The organism is Kitasatospora sp. NPDC042419 (assembly GCF_056437345.1).
In genome coordinates, this window is the sequence record NZ_JBWKAW010000019.1 from 52889 (window position 1) to 74223 (window position 21335).

Below are 21335 nucleotides of genomic sequence, written 5' to 3' on the forward strand. Positions count from 1 at the left end.
GCGGGCCGGTGGGCGGGGCAGGGCGGGACCGCGGCCGTCGACGTGCCCTGCCCCCGCCCCGCCCCCACCCCTGCCCTCGTCCCTGCGCTACCGCCCGGCGGCGGGCCCGCTCGTCTCCAGGCCCGCCAGGGTGACGGGCAGACCGGCCTCGATGCGGCGTAGCAGGCGGCCGCCGTGGACGCCGGGGGCGTCGAAGCCGCGCAGGTCGTCGGGGTCGTCGTCGGCGCCGGTGCGCAGGACCTCGGGCACGAGCACCGTCTCGGGCGCGACGGGCGGTTGCCCGGGCTCGGGCGAGAGGTAGGGAGGTGAGAGGACGGGGCCGTGCAGGGTGTCGCCGATCAGGTCCGGGGCGAACTCGGCGGACAGGACGGTGGCCCGGGCGTGCAGGTCGCCGTGGATCATCACGAGCTTGTCGGTCGTGTTGCCGACGAAGCTGTCGACGTGGACGCTTCCGCGGACGAGGAGCTTGGCGTCGCCCTCCAGGTAGACGGCGCGGGCCCGGAGGTCGCCGAGGACGATCAGCGCGGGGCAGCCGTCGTCGATGTTGAGGACGGCGCCGGTGACGTCGAGGTCGCCGTCGACGATGTAGCCGGTGCCGTCGGGTTCGGTGGCGTCGAGGTCGAGGTGGCCGTCGATCGCGAGGTCGCCCGCGTGGACGTCGTAGTCCTCCTCGTACAGGTTGCGGTAGGAGTCGGCAGGCAGGTTCCGCTGCTCGAAGAGAGCGACGGCCTCGTCCCAACTGTGCGGTGCGGCATTGATGTTCATGGGCGGAACTGTGCCACCTGCCACTGTCATCTGATCCTGTGGGACGGGCCGGCGGCGCCCGCGCAGGAAGTCGGCCGGTCCGACTTCCTGCGCGGCGGGTGCTTCGGCCGGCGGCCGGGTGCTTCGGCCGGGAGGTCCGGTGAGTCACTCCGGCGGGTGTCGCAGCCTCAGGAGCGCGGCTGGTTGATGTTGACCAGCCAGGTGATGCCGAAGCGGTCGGTGCACATGCCGAAGATGTCGCCCCACATCTGCTTCTCGATGGGGACCTGCACGGTGCCGCTGCCGGACAGCTTGCCCCAGTAGCCGCGTAGTTCGCCGTCGTCCTCGCCGCTCACACTCACCGAGATGTTGCTGGCGGGGTTGAACTCCGTGTCCGGCGGGTTGTCGGCGGCCATCAGGGTGAAGTTGCTGCGGGTGGTCAGCTGCCCGTGCATGATCCGGTCGCCGATCTCCCCGTCGCCCGCACCGAACTCGGCGTAGGTGTTGAGGTTCAGTTCGCCGCCGAAGACGTCCTTGTAGAACTCCAGGGCCTGCCGGGCGTCGCCGTCGAAGGTGATGTACGGATTGAGGATGGAGGGCACGATCAGTCCTTTTCATTGGCATATGTCCGCTCCGTAGCGTAGGGAATGCCGCGCCGAACCACGGGATTGCTGCACGGCGACCGGCGTGGGTGTGTCGCCGACGCCGGGGCCGCCGCCCCGACGGTCCGTCGGGCTACGCTCGGGGGATGCGGATCGTGTCGCTCCTCCCCGCCGCCACCGACATCGTCGCCGTCCTCGGTCTGGGCGGTGAGCTCGTCGGCCGGACCCACGAGTGCGACTGGCCGCCCGCGGTGGTGGCGGGCGTCCCGGTCGTCACCGCGGCGGAGTTCGACGCCGACCGGCTGACCAGCCGGGAGATCTCCGAGGCGGTCGGCGGGGCGGCGCACCGAGGCTCCTCGCTCTACACCCTCGACGTCGAGCGGATGGCCGGACTCGCCCCGGACGTCGTCCTCACCCAGGACCTGTGCGAAGTGTGCGCCGTCTCCTACACCGGTGTGTCCGAGGCGGTGCGCGTCCTGGACGCCGGGCCGCGGGTGCTGAGCCTGGAGCCCCGGACGCTCCCCGAGGTGATCGGCTGCCTGGAACGGGTCGGCGACGTGCTCGGTGCGCCCGAGGCCGCGGGGAGGGTGGCCGCGTCCCTGCGCGGGCGGCTCGACCGGGTCGCGGCGGAGGTGGCGGGGCGGGCCCGCCCGCGCGTCGTCGCCGTCGAGTGGCTCGACCCGCTCTGGCCCGCGGGCCACTGGGTGCCCGAGCAGATCCGGGTGGCGGGCGGCGAACCCCTGATCGCGGAGCCCGGCGAACACACCCGGCCCGTGGACTGGGCGGCCGTCCGGGAGGCACGCCCCGACGTACTGCTGCTCCTGCCCTGCGGGTTCCCGCCCGACCGGACGGAGCGCGAACTCCACCTGCTCACGGGGTTGCCGGGCTGGGCCGACCTCCCGGCCGTGCGCGGCGACCGGGTCTGGATCCTCGACGGCCCGGCCTGTTTCAACCGCCCGGGCCCGAGGGTCGTCCGCGGCGCGGAGATCCTCGCCCACGTGCTGCACGACGTGCAGGTGGGGGAGCCGGTCACCGAGGGCGAGGCCCGCCTGGTCCGGCGGAGCGGAGCGGACACGGCGCCCCCGGCGACCGCCGGGTAGCCGATCGGTCGTGCGAAGGGCCGGCCCGGCGGCAGGTGCCGCCCGGCCGGCCCCGGCACGGTGCGTACGGAAGGCCGCCCGACGGGTCCGAGGAACCCGGTGCTCCCGGTGATCCCGGTGTGCCAGGGCCTCGGAACCCGTCAGGTGCCTCAGAGCGCGGGCGCGGCCGCTTCCGGCGCGGAGCTCCGGCCGGTCACCGCCGAGGCGGGCTTCGGGGCGAGGAGTCGCTCGGCGAGGTGACCGAAGACCAGGCCGAAGGAGACCCAGAGGGTCAGCTGGATGGCGAGGGCCGCCAGGCGGAACTGCCAGAGCAGGGTGGCCGAGAAGTGCTCGGGCACCTCGTTGACGGCGGGCAGGAGGACGTAGGCGAGACCGATGGACACGACGAAGCCCAGGGCGGCCGCGACCGTGGCGTTCCAGTTCCCCAGACGCGGCGCGAGCTGCTTGCCGGCGCTCACCGAGGCGACCGCCAGCAGCACGCTGAGCAGCATCATGAGGAAGTACAGCGCGGTGCGCCGGCCGATCGTCTCGCCGTCGCCGACGGCCGGCGGGTTGGCCGGGTACTTGAGGAACGGCACGACGTACACGGCGATCAGGGCGGCGCCGGACAGCAGGGCCGCGGTGGCCCTGGGGGAGAAGCGGCCGACGCGGCCGAGGGCGAAGCAGTAGGCGAGGGCGGCGATGCCGCCGAACGCCACGCCGTAGACGAGGATGCCGGTGGCCAGTCCGGCGGTGGACTGGAGCGTACGGCTGACGAGCTCCTCCTCCATGCCGTGCTCGGCGGCGTGGGCTCCCTCGAAGGCGATGGCGGCGTCCACCCGGGGTTCGCCGAGCAGGTAGGCGACGACCAGGGCGAGCACACCGGCGGCGAGGCCCGCCAGCATGCCGCGGACGAGCAGGGATCTGACGGTTGCTGAGTTCACGGGTCGGCTCCGGATCAGTGGCAGGGGAAGCCGAGCAGGTGGCGGCCGTCGTGCACCCATTCGTGCAAGTCCTCGCCGGAGATGAGGGAGACGGCACTCTGTTCGGCGCCGACGAAGTAGAGCAGGGCCATCAGCAGGATGCCGAAGAAAACGGCCCAGGGCAGGATCGCCTTGACGGAGATGGGGGTGATCGCCGGTGCGACGGCGGGGGCTATGGGGTGAGCCATGACCGGAACCTCCTTTGGGAACAGCGCGTCCCGATTCGGTGGAGTGCGGACGACGGAGGCGGGTCTGACTCGCCGGTCCGGCAAAGCCGGGTCCGGTCTCACAGTGGCGCGACCGTTCCGGTTTCTCACCGGTCTTCCACGCACCGTCGTCTTGGGTTGTCGCAGGGACGGTACCGTGTCCCGGGGGTCCCGCCAAGGGCCGTCACAGGGGGCGGACAGCGCGCGGACCGGCGCGAATGCGCCCCCGGAGCCCGTACGTACCCGCCCGAGTGGCGGCGTTCACGGTGGATCAGGAGGTCGGATGACCGTGCGCGTGACGTTGGTCGCACCGTCGCTCGGACCGGACGCGCGGGCCGCGCGCTTCGGTGACGACGGGCCGCCGGACGAGGCGGGACTGGCGGCCGCGCGGGCCGCCGCGGGTACCATTCCGGCGCCGTCGCACAGCCACTCGGGACCGTCGCACAGCTTCGCGGGACCGTCCACGCGCTGCCGGCGGACGGCGGAGGCGCTCGGCCTCACGCCGGGACCGGTGGCGGGGCCGGCGGACCTGGACGTCGGCGCGTGGCGCGGCCGGACCCTCGACGAAGTCGCAGCGAGCGAACCGGAAGCGGTGGCCCGCTGGCTGGGCGACCCCGCGTCCGCGCCCCACGGCGGGGAGTCCGTCACCGCCCTGTGCGGCCGGGTGGGTGCCTGGCTGGAACGCCTGGCCGACGGCTCGGGCCGGGTGGTGGCGGTGGTGGATCCGGCGGTCGTCCGGGCCGCGGTGGTGAGCGCGCTCGCCCTCCCGCCGGAGGTGTTCTGGCGGCTCGACGTCCGGCCGCTGTCGGTGACCGAACTGTCCGGCCGGGCCGGCCGGTGGAACCTCCGGCTCGGAGGGAACTCGCTTCCCCTTCTTGGAGAGTGACGATTCGTCAGTCGGAGGCGGCGGCGGATCGGCGGCGCGCAGATGGTGTGCGGCAGCATCCGGACGGCCAACGCGCGGCTCGCGGTGCTGGACCAGGTGCCGGCCTTCGGCTGACGGCCGGGCGCGCGGCCTCCGGCGGACCCGGTGCGTTCGCGGACCGTCCCCTTCGGTGGCGTGGGCGGTGAAGGGGACGGCAAAAGGCGACGGGAAACGGGACGGCGAAGGCGGGCGACGGGGGCGGTGAGGTCCGCTGCGGGGGGATCGCTACCTTGGCAGCATGATCACAATGATGGACGGGGCCGGCTCCGTGAGTGTCGACGCGATGATCGAGGACCTCAGGACGCTCGTCGAGGTCGAGTCCCCGTCGCGTGACGTCGACGCCCTGACGGCGTCGGCCGAGGCTGTCGCCGGCGTCATCGAGGGGCGCCTCGGAGGGCGGGCCGTCCTCGTGGGGAGCGGAGCCGGGCCGCACGTCCACTGGTCCGGCGGTGGCGACCCCAAGGTACTGATCCTCGGGCACCACGACACGGTGTTCCCGCTCGGCACGCTGGAACGCCGGCCGTTCACGGTCGCGAACGGGCGTGTCACCGGCCCCGGGGTCTTCGACATGCTGGGCGGGCTCGTCCAGGCCGTCCACGGCGTGGCCCTGCTCGGCGACCGGTCGGGCGTCGAGATCCTGGTGACCTCCGACGAGGAGGTCGGCTCCGGTTCCTCGCGGGCCCTCATCGAGGAGCGGGCCCGGGCCTGCGGCGCCGTCCTGGTCTGCGAGGGCGCGGCCGACGACGGGTCGCTCAAGACGGCCCGCAAGGGCTGCGGCACCTTCGAGGTCACCGTCACGGGCCGGGCGTCGCACGCGGGCCTGGAACCCGAGGCCGGGATCAACGCCCTGGTCGAGGCCGCGCACCAGGTGCTGGAGATCGCGGCGCTCGGCCGCCCGGACCTCGGTACGACCGTCACCCCGACCGTCGCCTCGGCGGGCACCCTGGACAACGTCGTGCCCGCCGAGGCGACCGTCGTCGTCGACGTCCGGGTCGAGACGGCCGGGGAGAAGGAGCGCGTCGAGTCCGCGTTCGCGGCCCTGACCCCGCGGCTCGACGGGGCGGTGATATCGGTCCGGGGCTCAGTCGGCCGGCCCCCGATGCCGCAATCGGCCTCCGCGCGGCTCTTCGCGCTGGCGGAGCGGCTGCTCCCCGGCATCGGGGGCCGGGCGGTCGGCGGCGGGAGCGACGGCAACTTCACGGGCGCCCTGGGCGTGCCGACCCTCGACGGCCTGGGCGCGGTGGGCGGCGGTGCCCACGCCGACCACGAGTACGTGCTGATCGACGCCATGGCCGAGCGGGCGACCCTCGTCGCGGGACTGGTGGAGGCGATCCGGGACCTGTAGGGGCCTCCCGCGGACCGCGGAGGAGGGGGCGGAGCGGCTGCTCCCCGGCATCGGGGGCCGGGCCGCGGCGACCGTCGAGCCGGCCCCTCGACCGTCGGCCGGGCGGACCCTCGTCCGGCCGGACGTCAGCCGAGGAGTCCCCGGCGCGCGGCCGGGAGGCGCCGGTGTCACGCGGTGCGGTGGACGTCCTCGGCGAGGACGGGGTGGGCGAACGGCCGCCCGGCGGTGTAGTGGGCCAGTTCGTCGGCGGCGGCCGCGGCCATGCGGTGCAGCTCGCGGCCGAGCGAGCCGGCGACGTGCGGGGTGAGCACCACGTTGGGCAGGTCGTAGAGCGGGGAGTCGGCGGGCAGGACCTCGGGGACGGTGACGTCCAGGACGGCGTCGAGCCGCCCCGCGACGAGCTCGCGGACCAGGGCGTCCTGGTCGACGAGGGAGCCGCGGGAGGTGTTGACGAGGGTGGCGCCGTCGCGCATCAGGGCGAGCCGGCGGGCGTCGATCAGGTGGTGGGTGTCCGGGAGTTCGGGGGCGTGGACGCTGACCACGTCGGAGGCGGCGCACAGCTCGTCGAGGCCGACCGGGCGGGCGCCGAGGCGGGCGGCCTCGGCGGCGTCCACGTACGGGTCGTGGAGCAGCAGGTCGAGGTCGTGCGGGCGCAGCAGTTCGAGGACCCGGCGGCCGATCCGGGAGGCGCCGACGATGCCGACGGTGCGCCGGTAGTTGCCGGCGCCGGAGTAGCTGCTCTGCCAGTCGTGCGGGGCGCGGCGGTCCCGGTAGTCCTCGCGGATCCGCAGCAGCTGCTTGTTGGCGAGCAGGACGGCGGCGACGGTGTACTCGGCGACGGGCAGGGCGTTGGCCCAGGCCGCGGAGGTGACGTGGATGCCGCGCCGCCAGCAGGCGTCGGTGATGTGGTGCTTGACCGAGCCGGCCGCGTGGATGACGGCGCGCAGCCGGGGGGCGGCGGCCAGGGCGGTCTCGTCGAGCGGGGGGCAGCCCCAGCCGGAGACGATGACCTCGGTGTCGGCGAGGGCGGCGACGGCCTCGGGGGTGGTGAAGTCGTCGAGGACCAGCGCGGGGTCGAGGTCGGCGAGTGCGGTGAGCCGGGCCATGGTGCGGTCGTCGAAGAGCCGGGCGGTGAGGTCGCGGTCCATGGCGAGGACGGCGCGGGGGCGCCGGGGCGCGCCCGCCTGGTCCGACGGTCGGGGGTCGGGCATGGGGGTCTCCCTGGCGGTGGCGGGGCGGGTGGTGCTCAGGTGAGGGCGGGTGCTGCTCACTTGACGCTCCCCGCGGTGAGACCGGCCTTCCAGTGCCGCTGGAGCAGGACGAAGGCGAGGACGAGCGGGACGACGGCGAGGAGCGCGCCCGTGACGACCAGCGGGTAGTACTCGGGGAAGGCCTTGGTCTGGGCGTTCCAGCTGAAGAGTCCGAGGCTGACCGGGAAGAGCCGGTTGTCGGAGAGCATCACCAGGGGCAGGAAGAAGTTGTTCCAGATGGCGGTGAACTGGAACAGCACGATGGTGACGAAGCCGGGCATGACCATGCGCAGGCCGATCGACCGGAAGGCGCGCAGTTCGCCGGCCCCGTCCATCCGGGCGGCCTCCAGGACCTCGCCGGGGACGTAGCCGGCGCAGAACACCCGGGCGAGGTAGACGCCGAAGGGGTTGACGAGGGAGGGGAGGAAGACGGCCCAGAAGGTGTTGACGATGCCGAGCTCGGAGGCGAGCAGGTACATCGGCAGGGCGAGGGCGGTGGTGGGCACCAGGACGCCGAGCAGGACCAGGCCGAACAGCTTCTCCTTGCCGGGGAAGGAGTAGACGTGGAAGGCGTAGCCGGCGGCGACGCAGACCAGGGCGCAGAGCACGGAGCCGATCCCGGCGTAGAGCAGGGAGTTGAGGTACCAGCGGAAGTAGATGCCGTCGCCGGTGGTGGCGAGGTCGCTCAGGTTCCGGCCGAGGTTGAAGCTGTCGGCGGTGAGGGCGTTCCCGCCGAGCAGGTCGGCGGTGTTCTTGGCGGCGGCGGTGAGCAGCCAGCCGAGCGGGAGCAGGGTGTAGGCGGTGGCCAGGACGAGGGTGCCGTTGACGGCGGCCTTCGAGAGGGTCCAGGGGCGGCGGGTGTTCACGGGCGGGCCTCCCGGGTGCGCTCGGAGCGGGACCGCGTCACGCGGGTGACGGCGAAGGAGAGTCCGGCGGCGGCGAGGGCGAGCAGGACGGACGAGGCGGCCGCGAGGCCGTAGTCGTTGCGCTCGAAGGCGGCGGTGTAGGCGTACATGTTGGGGGTCCAGGTGGAGGTGACGCCCGGGGCGGTGTTGTGGAGGATCATCGGTTCGGTGAAGAGCTGGAGCGAGCCGATGACGGTGAACAGGCCGACCATGGCGAGGGAGGGCCGGATCAGGGGGATCTTGATGCTCAGGGCGGTGCGCAGGGGGCCGGCGCCGTCGACGACGGCGGCCTCCAGGACCTCGCGCGGGATGGCCTGGAGCGCGGCGTAGAAGATGACCATGTTGTAGCCGCTCCACTGCCACAGGGCCATGTTGACCACGGCGGGCAGCGGGTGGCCGAGCGGGTCGGGCTGGGTGCCGACGGCCTCCAGGACGTCGAGCACGGGGCTGATGCCGGGGGTGTAGAGGTACATCCAGATCAGTGCGGCGATGATGCCGGGCACGGCGTGCGGGATGAACAGGGCGAGCTGGAAGAACCGTTTGGCCCGGGTCAGGGCGGAGTCCAGCAGCAGGGCCAGGCCGAGCGCGAGGCCGGTCATCAGCGGGATGTACAGCAGGCAGTAGCGGGCGATGGTGAGGAAGCCGTCGCGGAACGCCTCGTCCTCCAGGGCCCGGGTGTAGTTGCCGAGTCCGGTGAAGACGGTCTCGGAGCCGCCGAAGCCGAGGCCGGAGCTGCGCTCGCTGAACAGGCTGAGCTTGACGGCGTAGCCGATCGGGACGAGCGTGCAGGCCGTGAAGAGCAGGAGGAACGGGGCGAGCAGGGCGGCCGGGGCCCCGTACCGCCCGCGCCGCCTGGGAGCGGCGGCGCGGGGGACCCCGGTGGGGGTGGTGCGGATCGTCACTGGGCGACCTTCAGTCCGCGGTTCTTGAACTCGGCGAGGGTGGCCTGCTGGGCGGCGGCCAGGGCGTCGTCGATGGTGCCGGTCCTGCCGGCGACCTTGCCGAAGGAGTCCTTGAGCGAGCCGTTGGTGACGCCCATGGCGGGGCCCCAGGTCCAGCCCGGCTTGATCGACTTGGCGGCGTCGGAGAAGACCGCGTAGAGGTCCTGGCCGCCGTAGAAGTCGGTGTTGAAGGCCTGCTTGGCGACGGGCACGAGGTCGGTGGCGGCGGGGTAGGCGGAGGAGGTGCCGGAGGCTATGCGGGCCTTGAAGCCGTCGGGGGTGGTGGTGGCCCAGGTGGCGAACTCGACGGCGGCCTTGGCCTTCTTGCTGTCCTTGGCGACGGCGAAGGTGGTGCCGCCGAGCATGCCGCTGGCGGGGGCGCCGTCCCAGCTGGGCATGGGGGCGACCGCCCACGTGCCGTTGACGTCGGGGGTGGTGCCGAGGTTGGACTTGAGGACTCCGCCGCCCCAGGTGGCGCCGAGGTAGCCGGCGGTCTCGCCCTTCTGGAGGGAGGCGGTCCACTGCTGGCTGAAGGAGGGCTGGACGCGTACGAGGTCCTCGTCGATCAGCTGCTGCCAGTACGCGGAGACCTTCTTGGTCTCGGCGCCGGCCAGGTCGGCCTTCCACGCGTCGTCGGCGGTGGTGAACCAGCGTGCGCCGTTCTGCCAGGCCATGGCCTGGACGGCGGTGGGGTCGTCGGGGAAGAAGGTGGCGATGCGGGCGTCGGGCTGGGCGGCCTTGAGCTTCTGGGCCGCGGTGCGGAACTCGTCCCAGGTCTTCGGCGGGGTGATGCCGGCCTTCGCGAAGAGGTCCTTGCGGTAGTAGAAGGCCTGCGGCGCGGCGTCCAGCGGCAGTGCCCAGGTCCGGCCGCCGAGCGAGGTGAGCTCGGTGGCCTGCGGCAGGTACTTGGCCTTCAGGTCGGCGCCGACGAGCTTGCTGATGTCCTGGACGGCGCCCTGGCTGACGAAGTCGGGGAGCTGGGGGTACTCGACGTTGAACACGTCCGGGGCGTTGCCGGCCTTGACGGCGTTGGAGAGCTTCGCGTAGCCGCCGGCGTTGCCGGCGGGGATCTCCTCGAAGGTGATCTGGATGTTCGGGTGGCTCGCGTTGAAGGCGGCCACGACCTCCTTGGTGCCCTTGGCCCAGCCCCAGAAGGTGAGGGTGACGGGCTTGCCGTCGTCGGCGCCGGTCGTCGCGCCGCCGTCGCTGCCGCAGGCGGCGAGGAGGGTCACGCCGAGCGCGGCGGCGGTGGCGGCGGCGGTGGCACGCAGGGCTCTGCGGCGGGTGGACGCGAGTGAGCGCATGGCACGGCTCCTATGGAGAGGTCACGGTCCCGGGGATGTCGGTCCTGGCACGGACTCGTGAGGGTGGGGGCGACTGCCGTCATCCTGGGCAACGTACGGATCGGAGTCAAGAAACTGGATCGAATGATCTGATCTGATCAGGATCGATGAAGCCTCCCGGGGGCCGATTGATGGGCCTTGAACTGGACGTTTGATGACCGGGAGGGGGATCCGGGGGCAGCATTACGATTTGATCAAGGAGTGCATTTGATCCGAAGGCCTTGACGGATGATCGGTCGATTCCTAGATTCCGCCAGGGACCCGCCCGTTCACGGGCCCCGCGTTCACGGGCCCCCGCCGACGAAGGACACACCCATGCCACTGCCTCCGGAGGACCGACACCTCAGCCCCCGCACCGGCTGGACCAGGGCCCACTGGGAGTCGGTGGCCGACGACCTGCTCACCGCCGTCCGCCCGTACGCGAGCCCCGGCCGGGCACTCATCGACCTCCCCGGCGCCCGCCCCAGCTGGTCGGGCCGCCGCTCCGACGGCCTGGAGGGCTACGCCCGCACCTTCCTGCCCGCCGCCCTGCGCATCGCCGGCGCGGGCGGCGCCGACCCCCACGGCCTGCTGGAGCAGTACGCCGCCGGCCTCGACGCCGGCACCCGCACCCCCACCACCGAACGCGACCTCGCCGACGGCGACCACGAGTCCTGGCCGGCCGTCACCGACCGCGGCCAGGCGATGGTCGAGGCCGCCTCGATCGCCTTCGCGCTGCGCCTCACCAGGCCGTGGCTCTGGGACCGCCTCGACGGCGCCGTCCGCGACCGGGCCGGACGCTGGCTGGCCGACGCCCTGCACCGCACCCCGAACGACAACAACTGGTGGCTGTTCCCGCTCGCCGTCGGAGGCTTCCTCGCCGAGGCCGGCATCGAGGAGAAGGACGCCGGCGCGGCCGTCCGGCGCGGCCTGGAGCGGATCGACCGCTTCTACCTCGGCGACGGCTGGTACACCGACGGCCGCCCCCGGGCCTTCGACCACTACAACGGCTGGGCGCTGCACCTCTACCCCGTCCTGCACGCCCACCTCGCCGACGACCGCCCGCTGCTGGCCGAGTACGGCTCCCGGCTCGCCGCCCACCTCGCCGACCACGCCCGGCTCTTCGGCGCCGACGGCGCCCCCGTCCACCAGGGCCGCTCCCTCACCTACCGGTTCGCCGCCACCGCCCCCCTGTGGGCCGGCGCCCTCACCGGCCACACCCCGCTCGCCCCCGGCACCACCCGCCGCCTCGCCTCCGGCGCCCTGCGCCACTTCCTCGACCGCGGCGCCGTCGACGGACGCGGACTGCTCACCCTCGGCTGGCACGGCCCCGAACCCCGGCTGGTCCAGCCGTACTCCGGCCCCGCCTCCCCCTACTGGGCGGGCAGCGGCTTCCTCGGCCTGCTGCTCCCGCCCGACCACCCGGTCTGGACGGAGCCCGAACAGCCGGCCCCGTGCGAGGTTCGCGACGCCGTGACCGCCCTGCCCCGCCCCGGCTGGCTGGTGCAGTCGACCGCCGCCGACGGCGTGGTCCGGCTGCACAACCACGGCAGCGACGACCAGCCCGCCGACCACGTCGGGCCCGACGACCCGCACTACGCCCGCCTCGCCCACTCCACCGCCACCGGCCCCACCCACGGCGGCCCCGCCGACAACCACCTCGCGCTGGTGGTCGACGGCGAGCCGACCCAGCGCGGCCGGATCCTCCCGCTCGGCACCGGCCCCGACTGGGCCGCCTCCCACTCCCACCCGCACGTCGACGGCCGCCCGCTGCCCGGGGCCGCCGTCACCTCGGTGACCCTGGTGCACGGCTCCGACGAGGTCCGCGTCCACCTGGTCACCGGCGTGGCGGCCGGCACCGCCGTCCGCCACGGTGGCTGGGCGGTCGCGGGCGAGCGCACCGAGTCCGCGGCCGCCGGCGCGGGCGCGGGCGCGGGCGCGGGTTCCGGTTCCGGTCCCGGTCCCGGTCCCGGTTCCGGTTCGGGCTCCGGCCCCGGGGCGGTTGCCCGTGCGGACGGGCGGCTCACCAGCGAACTCCGCTCCCTGTACGGCTTCACCCGGGCGGAGACGCTGACCGTGCCGGGCGGCACGGCGTTCGGCGCCGAGGCGCTGCTGCCCGTCCTGAGCGGCAGCCTCCCGGACGGTCCCGCCCTACTGGCGTGCGCGGCGAGGCTCGCCGGTGTCTCCGGCCTGCCGCCGCTGGACGCCGTGGGCCTGACGGTCGGGCCCCGGGAGACCGGGGAGGCCGGGGAGGCCTGGGACCTCCGGGTGACCTGGCAGGACGGCGGGGTCCGGCACGTGCGCATCGGTGCCGGGGCGGTGTCGGTCGGGCCGGAGCCCGAGGGCCCGGCGGGGGTGGATCCGGGCGGCGAGGGCACGGCGGCCGTGGGCCCGGGCTCAGTGGGCCCGGGTTCCGTGGGCTCGGGGTCCGCCGGTGTGGGCTCCGCCGGTGCGGGCGGCTGAGCGCGAGCCATGCCACTGGCCCTCTCCACCCTCGGACTTCCCGGCGCCCCCCTCGACCGGATGGCCGGTCTCGCCGCCGACCACGGCTGGCACGGTCTGGAACTGCGCTGCGCCTCCGACCAGCCGGTCCGCCTCCAGCTCGGCACCGCCGAACGGCGAGCCGCCGCCCGGCTGTTCACCCGGACCGGGATCGTGCCGCTCACCCTCGCCTCCTACCTCGGCATCGCCGCGCCTGGCCCCGACGGGCCGGTGGTGGCGGACCTGCTCGCCCATCTGCGGCTCACCGCCGACCTCGGCTGCCGGTACCTGAGGGTCTTCCCGCACGGCGGACCCGGTCCCGCCGCGGCGGCCGACGCCAGGGCCGTCCGCCGGCTCGGCGAGGTGGCCGGGCAGGCGGCGCTGCTCGGCGTGCGCGTCCTGGTGGAGACCCACGACTCGCACCGCTCGGCGGGCTCCCTCGCCCGCCTGCTCGGCAGGGCCGGCCACCCGGCGGCCGGGGCGCTGTGGGACCTGCTGCACACCTGGCTGGCGGGGGAGAGCCCCGAGCAGTCGCACCGGGCCCTCGGCCCGTACCTCGGCTACGTGCAGGTCAAGGACGTCGCCTCGGCCGAGGACCTGACCCCGCTGGCCCTCGGCGCGGGCGTCCTGCCGCTGGCCGAATGCCTGCGGCTGCTGCCCCGGGACAGCTGGGTCGCCTGGGAGTACGAGGCCCCGTGGCACCCGCGGGCCGCGCCGCTGGAACCGGGGCTGCGGGCCGGGGCCCGCCGGCTGGCGGCGCTGCGGGCAGGCTGAGGGCGGCCGGTTCCGGGCTCCGCTGTGGCAGGGCCGCCACCCGGGAGCGCCGTGAACGGCGTGAACGCCGTGGCGGCCGCGAACGCCGGGAGGGCCGGGGCGTCACCCGGCGACGGCGCCGACCGTTTCGGGGGAGCCGCCGACGCGCAGCGGCGGCAGGCTCGGGGTGGCGGCGGAGGCGCGGGCGCGCTCGTGGCGGGCCGGCAGTTCGACCACCCGGCAGCCGTGCCGTTCCAGCAGGCCGACCACGGCCCGCACCTCGGCCTCGTCCATGGAGAACACGAAGGGCCCGGGGACCAGCACGGTCCTGATCCAGCCCGCCGCGACGCCCCGCAGCAGCCCTTCCAGCGCCGGGAGCCCGTCGGACCGGCGCAGGCCGTTGTCCAGGAACAGCAGCGGGTCCGGCAGCCCGCGTTCCACGGCCAGGGCCTCCAGGGCCCGGTGGTGGCACTCCATCGCCGTCACGTCGAACGGGTAGCAGCGGAGATAGATCGCCACGTTTGCTGCCACGGGAATGGCCGTGGTGTCGTCGACGGTGCTGTACATGGGGTCACCTGCCGCAGATCGGATGGTGGGGGGATCGGCCTCCGCGCCCACCCTTCGCCGTGCCTCCAGGAGACCCGACCGATCGATGGGTATTCAATACGGGCCCCTACCCATCCTCACCGTCGGTCACCGCGACGGGTCTCCGCGGCACTGTCCGTCACCGACGGTGGTGGCCGCGAGGGTGTGACCGGCCCTCGCCGGTCACCACCGCCCAGGCCGCCGCGCGGCGCCTCAGCCTCCGCAGGACGTGCGGACCCGCAGGACGGGCAGCAGCGCCGTGCGGTGCACCGGCAGGTCGGGGTCGCCGGCGAGGCGCCGCAGCAGCAGGTCGAAGGCGACCCTGCCGACGGCGCGCTTGGGCGGGGCGACGGCGGTCAGCGGGGGAGCGGCCAGGGCGGCGAACACGTCGTCGTAGGCGATCAGGGCCACCTCCTCGGGCACCCGCAGGCCCCGCGCGCGCAGCAGCGGCGGCAGCCGGATCGCGTCCTGGTCGTTGTGGACGAGCACCGCCCGGGTGCCCCCCTCGACGGCCTCGGCGATCCGGCCCGCCAGCACGTCGGGATCGGTCGGCAGGCCCGCGGGCGACAGCGAGTCGAGTACGGGCAGGGCCCGGAGACCGAGCAGCCGGGTGCCCTCCTCGTACCCGGCCCGGACCTCCCGGGCCGTCCAGGAATCTCCCCGCGCGGCCAGCAGGACGCTCGTGTGGCCGAGGCGGGCGAAGTGCCGCAGGGCGCTGAGGACGCCGTGGCGGTGGTCGGAGCCGACGGCGTCGAGCCGCGAGCCGGGGCCGTCGGGGGCGGCGGAGCGGCGTTCGACCAGCACGGCGGGCACCGGCAGGGCGTCGAGCCACGCGCTGCTCCCGGCCTCCTGCCCGGGCAGCAGCCCGGGTGCGAGCAGCAGTCCCTCGGCCCCGGACTCCAGCAGCCGCTCGACCTGGACGCGGTCCTCGTCCGCACCGTACGGCGCGATGCCGAGGACCAGCCGGGCGCCCGCCGCGTCGGCGGCCTCGCGGGCCCCGGCGATCACCTCGTCGAAGTAGGACCCGACGGAGGGCACCAGCAGGCCGACGGGGCAGCCGGCCCCCGCGCTGTCGCCCGGCCCCGGACCGCGGTCGGCGTGCGGGCGGTCCAGCGAGACGAAGCCGTGCGAGCGGCTGAGCCGCCCCGCGTCGGCCAGTGCGGCGACGTCCCGGCGGACGGTGACGGCGGGGATGCCGAGCCGGTCCGCCAGGTCCGTCAGACGCACCTGGCCGCCGAGGTCGCCGACGGCCGTCACGATGAGCCGACGACGTTCCTCTCCCGAGATGGCCATCCTGTGCCCTCCGCTGCTTTCTCTCACTCGACTTGCTCGACTCACTCGACTCGCCCTACGTGGTCGAAGAGTATCGTTCGATCGAATTCTGATCAATCGACGCAGTCTTCATCGAATGATTGACTGTCCGATCGGCGGGCTCCTAGGGTACGAGGCGGTGATCGCCGACAGGCCACATCCGCCCGCCCCGGCGCGACGCCCGGCCCCGGCGCCACGCTCCGGCGGCGCCGGGCGCCCCCACCTCCCCACCCGCTCCCCCGCGGAGGCACCCATGGCCGACCCGGCCGCCCCCCTGCCCCTGACCACCGACGGCGACGCCTTCCTGCGCGAAGGACGCCCGCACCTCGTCGTCTCGGCCGCCGTCCACTACTTCCGCGTCCGCCCCGAACTGTGGGCCGACCGGCTCACCCGGCTCCGCGCCATGGGCGTCAACACCGTCGAGACCTACGTCGCCTGGAACTTCCACCAACCCACCCCCGGCGCCGCCGACTTCACCGGCGACCGCGACCTCGCCGGATTCGTCCGCACGGCCGGGGACCTCGGCCTCGACGTGATCGTCCGCCCCGGCCCGTACATCTGCGCCGAGTGGGAGTTCGGCGGCCTCCCGGCCTGGCTGCTCGCCGACCCGGCCGTCCGGCTGCGCCGCCTCAACGGGCCCTACATCGCCGCCGTCGACGCCTGGTTCGACGAGCTCGTCCCCGTCCTGCTGCCGCTGCTCGCCACCAACGGCGGACCCGTCGTCGCCGTCGCCGTGGAGAACGAGTACGGGAGCTACGGGAACGACACCGCCTACCTGGAGCACCTGCGGGCCGGCCTCGTCCGGCGCGGCGTCGACTGCCTGCTGTTCACCGCCGACGGCGCCGAGGACGGCTTCCAGCTCGGCGGCCGGCTGCCCGGGCTGCTCACCACCGGTACCTTCGGCTCCCGCCCCGAGGAGTCGCTGGCCTGCCTGCGCCGCCACCAGCCCGCGGGGCCCCTGGTCTGCATGGAGTACTGGACCGGCTGGTTCGACCACTGGGGCGCCCCGCACCACCTGCGCGACCCGGAGGAGTCCGCCGACGTCCTCGACCGGATGCTGTCCGCCGGCGCCTCCGTCAACATCTACATGGGCCACGGCGGCACCAACTTCGGCTGGTGGAACGGCGCCAACCACGACGGCACCGGATACCGGCCCGACACGACCAGCTACGACTACGACGCCCCGGTCGGCGAGGCCGGTGAGCTCACCGCGAAGTTCCACGCCTTCCGCCGCGTCATCGAACGCCACCTCGGCCCCAACGCGCACCCGCTGCCGCCCCTGCCCGACCGGCTCGCCCCGCGGAGCGTGCCCGTGGACGGGAGCGCCGGCCTGTTCGCCTCGCTCGACGGCCTCGCCGTCACCCGGCGGAGCCCCGAACCCGAACCGATGGAGGTGTTCGGCCAGAACACCGGCCTCATCCACTACCGGACCCGGCTGCGCGGCCCCCTCGCCCGCGGCGAACTGCGCATCGACGGCCTCGCCGACCGCGCCCAGGTCTTCCTCGACGGCGAGCCGGTCGGCGTCCTCGAACGTGACCGCCCGGACGAGGCCCTGGCGGTCACGGTCCCCCGGGACGGCGCGGTGCTCGACCTGCTCGTCGAGAACATGGGGCGGATCAACTACGGCCCCCTGCTCCACGACCGCAAGGGCATCACGGGCGGGGTCCGCGTCGACAACCAGTACCAGTTCGGCTGGGAGGTCCGGCCGCTGCCGCTCGACGACCTGACGGCCCTGCGGTTCGGCGCACCCGACGCGGCGGACGGCCCGTCCTTCCACCGGGCCCGGATCACGGTCGACGTGCCGGCCGACGGATTCCTGGCCCTGCCCGGCTTCACCAAGGGCATGGTCTGGCTCAACGGCTTCGCCCTCGGCCGCCACTGGGAGCGCGGCCCGCAGCGCACCCTCTACGCCCCCGCGCCGCTGTGGCGGCCCGGCGTCAACGAGGTGGTCGTCCTCGAACTCCACCGTCCGGGTACCCGGATCGAGCTCCGGGACCGCCCCGACCTCGGCCCGACCACCTCTGAGGCGGCGTCGGAACAGGCGCCGGAGCACGCGTCTGAGCACGCGTCGGAGCAGGTCTCCGGGGAGGCGTCAGGAGCGGTGCCGGGGGAGGCGTCGGAGGCGTGAGCCGGCCGTAGGAAGGCCGGGTCCGTGCGGTGCGCCCGGGACGCGCACCGCACGCGGGGGCCGACCGTCCGTTCGCCACCGGATCACATGCCGACCGAATGGTAGATTCCTGCTCCGCCCGGGCGGCCGTCCGCCCGAACCGACCACGGTGCAGGGGAATGACATGTCGATCTCGGCCGACGAACGCCGCGCCCGCATCCTCGAAGCCCTGCAGAGCCTCGGATCGGTCCGCGTGGCGGACCTCGCGGAGCGGCTGGCCATCCCCGCCGTCACCGTGCGCCGGGACGTCGCCGCGCTCGCCGAGGCCGGCCTCGTCCGCCGCTCCCACGGATCGGTGTCGACCGTCGCCGGGCGCCGCGACGGCCCCGCGTCCGGGGCGGCGTCCGGCGGGCCGTCCATCGGCCTGCTGGTGCCCGCCGTCGGCCAGTACTTCGACGAGGTCATCGCGGGGGCGCGGGCGGCCGCGGCCCGCGCCGGTGCCCACCTGATGCTCGGCATCTCCTCCTACGAGGCCAGCGCCGACCAGGTCCAGGCGGAACAACTGCTGAAGTCGGGCGCCGACGGGCTGCTGCTCGCCCCCAACTGGACGCCCGCCGACGGGCCCGGCGGCCGCGCCTGGGCCGAGGACCTCCCGGTGCCCGCCGTCCTGGTGGAGCGCCGCCCGTCCCCGGGGAGCCCGGCCGAGGAGCTCGACTCGGTCGCCTCCGACCACCGCCACGGGGTGCTCCTCGCCCTGCGGCACCTGGCCGGCCTCGGACACGCCACCGTCGCCCTGGTCGCCCGCCGGGACACCTGGACGGCGCACGAGATCCGCCGCGGCTACGCCGAGGGCTGCGCGCTGCTCGGGCTGTCGGAGGGGCCCGTGCTCGACATCGTGAACCCGGTGGCGGACGCCGAAGCGGTGGCCGACAGCCTGGCCGACGCCTGCGCCCGGGGCGTCCGGGCCGTCCTGGTCCACAACGACCAGGACGCGATCCAGCTGCTGTCGCTGCTGCGGGCCCGAGGTGTCCGGGTGCCCGAGCAGCTGGCCGTGGTCAGTTACGACGACGTGTTCGCGGCGCTGGGCGCCCCGTCGCTGACGGCGGTGGCTCCGCCGACGCGTGCGGTGGGCGCCGAAGCGGTGGCGCTCCTCCTGCGCAGGCTCGGCGGCGAGGACCCGATGCCGGTGCACCACGTGCTGCTCCTGCCGAAGCTGACGGTGCGCGAGTCCTGCGGCGCGGCCTCGGGCTGATGCGCCGACGGGCTGACGTGCCGGCGGGCTGGCGGGCTGGCGGGCTGAAGTGCGGGTGGGCCGGAGCGGTGTCCGGGTGGGTGTCCCATGCGACGGTCATGGTCCGATCATTCGATCGGAATGCGCAAATACTGAGCGGGATGGATTGACCTGATCAGACGGTCGTCCTAGGGTGCGGGCGGGCGCCCATCCCCCCTTCCTCCCCCACCTCGGGAGTCCCTGTGCTGAAACCCCCCACCCTCAGACGTGCCGTCCTCGCCGTGGCGAGCGTGACCGCACTCCTCGTCCCGGCGCTGGCCGCGGCCCCGGCCGCCGTCGCCGCCCCCGGCACCGCCCGGTACCTGGACTGCTCCGCCGCCTCGAACGGCGACGGCGGCCAGGACAGCCCCTGGAACACCCTGGCCGAGGCCAACTCCCACGTCTTCGGCCCCGGTGACCGACTGCTCCTCAAGCGCGGTGCCACCTGCACCGGCACCCTCAGGCCGCAGGGTTCCGGAACCGCCGCCGCGCCGATCACCCTCGCCGCCTACGGGACCGGCTCCACCCGCCCGGTCGTGGCCGGCAGCGCCTCCTCCACCGAGAAGGCCGCCGTCCACCTGTACAACGTCGAGCAGTGGGAGATCCGCGACCTGGAGATCACCTTCCGGGACACCGGCTCCGCCAAGCGCGAGCGCAACGGACTGCTCGTCGAGATCGCCGACCTGCCCGACGGCGTCGGCACCCACTACCTCGTCGACGACGTCTACGTCCACGACGTCAACGGCGACGCCACCAAGTGGTCCAACGGCATCCAGTTCCGCGTCTCCGGCACCACCACCCCCACCAACTTCGACGACGCCGTCGTCCAGAACTCCCGGATCAGCAGGGTCGACCGGGAGGGCCTGACCAACCGCTCCACCTGGATGTGCCGGCCCGAGTACGGGAGCAGCGACGGCTGCGGCGGAAAGAACGACTGGCGCGCCAGCACCCGGGTGGTGTTCCGCGGGAACACCGTCAACGACACCGGCGGCGACGGCATCGTCCTGCGCGCCTCGGCGGGCGGCCTCGTCGAGCGCAACCACGTGTACGACGTCGCCATGCGCCCGATGGGTGCCAACGTCGGTGTCTGGGCCATCAATTCGGACGACGCGCTGATCCAGTACAACGAGGTCCACCACGTCCGCCGGCTCCCCGACAACGGCGACGGCCACGCCTTCGACTCGGACTACGGGAACAAGCGGGCGGTGTTCCAGTTCAACCACAGCCACGACAACGAGGGCGGCTTCATGCTCTTCTGTGGCGGCTGCGGCTCGGGATCCCGGAGCAGCGGCACCGTCGTGCGCTACAACCTCAGCCACCACGACAAGGGCCGCTGGCTGACCGCCTCCGGGGAGCAGGGCGCCGACATGTACCAGAACACGGTGTTCCTGCCCGCGGGTTCCACCACCGGCATCGTCGAGGACGGCTACGGCACCACGAAGGTCCGGCTGGCCAACAACGTCTTCCACAACCTCGGCACCGGCGGCTACGGCGCCATGCCGGGCAAGACCTACCGGCCGGCGAACTTCACCTGGACCGGGAACACCTTCTACGGCAACCACCCGGCGAACGAACCGTCCGATCCGGAGAAGCAGACCGCGGACCCCCGGTTCGCCGACGTCGGCGGCGCCGACCCGGCCGACTACCAGCTCGCCCCGACCTCCCCGGTCCGCGGCACCGGGACCGCGATCCCCGGCCCCGGTCCCGGCACCCGGGACTACTTCGGCAACGCCGTCCCGCAGGTCTGCCGCCCGGACCGGGGCTTCCACCAGGCCTCGGCCTTCGACGACGGCACCTGCTCGCCCGTGAACGCGGTGCGCAACCCCGGCTTCGAGGACACCGCCCTCAACCCCTGGACCGGCTACGGCGGCGTCATCCTCGACACCGCCACCAAGCACAGCGGCAACCGGGCCGTGAAGGTCGGTCCCGCGCAGGCCGCCGCCGAGCAGGTCGTCCAGGTCAGACCGGGCACCACCTACACCCTCAGCGGCTGGGGCAAGGTCTCCGACAGCGGTACCGAACTCTCCCTCGGGGTCAAGCAGTTCGACGCGGCAGGCTCCTCCTCCCGCGCCGTGTTCACCGGCACGGCCTTCAGCAGCCGGTCCACGACCTTCACCACCGGACCGGACGCGACCACCGCCAGGATCTACTGCTACGCCCGCAGCGGCACCGGCTACGGCTGGTGCGACGACATCACCGTCCACGCGAGCTGACACCCCCTCGCACCCGGCGCCGGGCCGCCCCCACGACCCGGCGCCGGGCCCCACCCGTCCAGGCGAGGAGCCGGGGCGCTCCCGCGGGCGGCGCGTCTTGTCGACCTTGCTGTCGATGCTCCTCAGCGCCTGGTCCACGGGTGTCCGCCCGTCGACACGGGCCACGACGTCGGACTTCTGGGCCTCCCACCGGGCGGCGAAGCCGTAGCGGTCCTGGAGCAGCAGGTCCGGGGTGTTGCGCTCGAACCGGGTCATGATCGCGGCCCAGCTGGGGTCGGTGTGGTAGAAGGAGTCGACCACGACCTTGGTCTCG

General features: G+C 74.1%; 18 protein-coding genes. 8 read left to right on the top strand and 10 right to left on the bottom strand.

Annotated elements, in window-relative coordinates; all coding sequences use genetic code 11:
* Nucleotides 1-87: 87 nt before the first annotated feature.
* On the bottom strand, nt 88-765 hold the full coding sequence (locus tag AC067J_RS29300; protein ID WP_478304195.1) for a hypothetical protein: 678 nt from the start codon (nt 763-765) through the stop codon (nt 88-90).
* A gap of 167 nt (nt 766-932) precedes the next feature.
* A complete protein-coding gene (locus AC067J_RS29305; RefSeq protein WP_478304197.1) occupies nt 933-1346 on the bottom strand; it encodes a VOC family protein in 414 nt (137 codons plus the stop codon).
* 146 nt (nt 1347-1492) lie between these two features.
* Between AC067J_RS29305 and AC067J_RS29310 the strand changes: the two genes are divergently transcribed.
* Nucleotides 1493-2446 carry a cobalamin-binding protein gene (locus tag AC067J_RS29310; RefSeq protein WP_478304199.1) on the top strand — a complete coding sequence of 318 codons (954 nt, stop codon included), beginning with the start codon at nt 1493-1495 and terminating at the stop codon, nt 2444-2446.
* A gap of 149 nt (nt 2447-2595) precedes the next feature.
* On the opposite strand, the gene AC067J_RS29315 is transcribed toward AC067J_RS29310, so the two are convergent.
* Nucleotides 2596-3369 carry a CbtA family protein gene (locus AC067J_RS29315; protein ID WP_478304201.1) on the bottom strand — a complete coding sequence of 258 codons (774 nt, stop codon included), beginning with the start codon at nt 3367-3369 and terminating at the stop codon, nt 2596-2598.
* Nucleotides 3370-3383: 14 nt separating this feature from the next.
* Nucleotides 3384-3596: a CbtB domain-containing protein gene (locus AC067J_RS29320; RefSeq protein WP_478304203.1), complete on the bottom strand. Its 213-nt coding sequence runs from the start codon at nt 3594-3596 to the stop codon at nt 3384-3386.
* 301 nt (nt 3597-3897) lie between these two features.
* On the opposite strand from AC067J_RS29320, the gene AC067J_RS29325 reads away from it, so the two are divergent.
* A complete protein-coding gene (locus tag AC067J_RS29325; protein ID WP_478304205.1) occupies nt 3898-4500 on the top strand; it encodes a histidine phosphatase family protein in 603 nt (200 codons plus the stop codon).
* A gap of 277 nt (nt 4501-4777) precedes the next feature.
* Nucleotides 4778-5884, top strand: coding sequence for a M20 family metallopeptidase (locus AC067J_RS29330; RefSeq protein WP_478304207.1), 1107 nt, complete (start codon nt 4778-4780; stop codon nt 5882-5884).
* A 167-nt stretch (nt 5885-6051) separates the two neighbouring features.
* Here the strand turns inward: AC067J_RS29330 and AC067J_RS29335 are convergent, their stop codons facing one another.
* The 4 genes from AC067J_RS29335 to AC067J_RS29350 are packed head-to-tail and all read right to left on the bottom strand — an operon-like array spanning nt 6052 to nt 10284.
* A complete protein-coding gene (locus AC067J_RS29335) occupies nt 6052-7095 on the bottom strand; it encodes a hydroxyacid dehydrogenase (protein ID WP_478304209.1) in 1044 nt (347 codons plus the stop codon).
* Nucleotides 7096-7151: 56 nt separating this feature from the next.
* Nucleotides 7152-8000, bottom strand: a complete 849-nt coding sequence (locus AC067J_RS29340; RefSeq protein WP_478304212.1) for a carbohydrate ABC transporter permease — start codon at nt 7998-8000, stop codon at nt 7152-7154.
* The gene (locus AC067J_RS29345; RefSeq protein ID WP_478304338.1) at nt 7997-8935 is read right to left on the bottom strand and encodes a carbohydrate ABC transporter permease; all 939 of its coding nucleotides are present in this window, start codon (nt 8933-8935) and stop codon (nt 7997-7999) included. The genes AC067J_RS29340 and AC067J_RS29345 overlap by 4 nt, the downstream gene beginning before the upstream one ends.
* Nucleotides 8936-8937: 2 nt before the next feature.
* Nucleotides 8938-10284 carry an ABC transporter substrate-binding protein gene (locus tag AC067J_RS29350; RefSeq protein ID WP_478304213.1) on the bottom strand — a complete coding sequence of 449 codons (1347 nt, stop codon included), beginning with the start codon at nt 10282-10284 and terminating at the stop codon, nt 8938-8940.
* A 354-nt stretch (nt 10285-10638) separates the two neighbouring features.
* On the opposite strand from AC067J_RS29350, the gene AC067J_RS29355 reads away from it, so the two are divergent.
* Both AC067J_RS29355 and AC067J_RS29360 read left to right on the top strand, forming a co-directional pair.
* Nucleotides 10639-12765, top strand: a complete 2127-nt coding sequence (locus AC067J_RS29355) for a DUF2264 domain-containing protein (RefSeq protein ID WP_478304215.1) — start codon at nt 10639-10641, stop codon at nt 12763-12765.
* A 9-nt stretch (nt 12766-12774) separates the two neighbouring features.
* A complete protein-coding gene (locus AC067J_RS29360) occupies nt 12775-13557 on the top strand; it encodes a sugar phosphate isomerase/epimerase family protein (RefSeq protein WP_478304217.1) in 783 nt (260 codons plus the stop codon).
* Nucleotides 13558-13659: 102 nt separating this feature from the next.
* On the opposite strand, the gene AC067J_RS29365 is transcribed toward AC067J_RS29360, so the two are convergent.
* Nucleotides 13660-14103, bottom strand: a complete 444-nt coding sequence (locus AC067J_RS29365) for a hypothetical protein (protein WP_478304219.1) — start codon at nt 14101-14103, stop codon at nt 13660-13662.
* Nucleotides 14104-14334: 231 nt separating this feature from the next.
* Complete coding sequence (locus AC067J_RS29370) at nt 14335-15414, bottom strand: substrate-binding domain-containing protein (RefSeq protein ID WP_478304220.1); 1080 nt, start codon at nt 15412-15414, stop codon at nt 14335-14337.
* A 271-nt stretch (nt 15415-15685) separates the two neighbouring features.
* Here AC067J_RS29370 and AC067J_RS29375 point away from each other — a divergent pair, with 271 nt between their 5' ends.
* The 3 genes from AC067J_RS29375 to AC067J_RS29385 all read left to right on the top strand — a co-directional run bounded on the left by AC067J_RS29375 (nt 15686) and on the right by AC067J_RS29385 (nt 21022).
* Nucleotides 15686-17560 (top strand): glycoside hydrolase family 35 protein, encoded by a 1875-nt coding sequence (locus AC067J_RS29375; RefSeq protein ID WP_478304222.1) that lies wholly within the window; start codon nt 15686-15688, stop codon nt 17558-17560.
* A gap of 163 nt (nt 17561-17723) precedes the next feature.
* A complete protein-coding gene (locus tag AC067J_RS29380; protein WP_478304224.1) occupies nt 17724-18791 on the top strand; it encodes a LacI family DNA-binding transcriptional regulator in 1068 nt (355 codons plus the stop codon).
* Nucleotides 18792-19012: 221 nt separating this feature from the next.
* On the top strand, nt 19013-21022 hold the full coding sequence (locus AC067J_RS29385) for a carbohydrate binding domain-containing protein (protein ID WP_478304226.1): 2010 nt from the start codon (nt 19013-19015) through the stop codon (nt 21020-21022).
* Nucleotides 21023-21335: the final 313 nt, after the last annotated feature.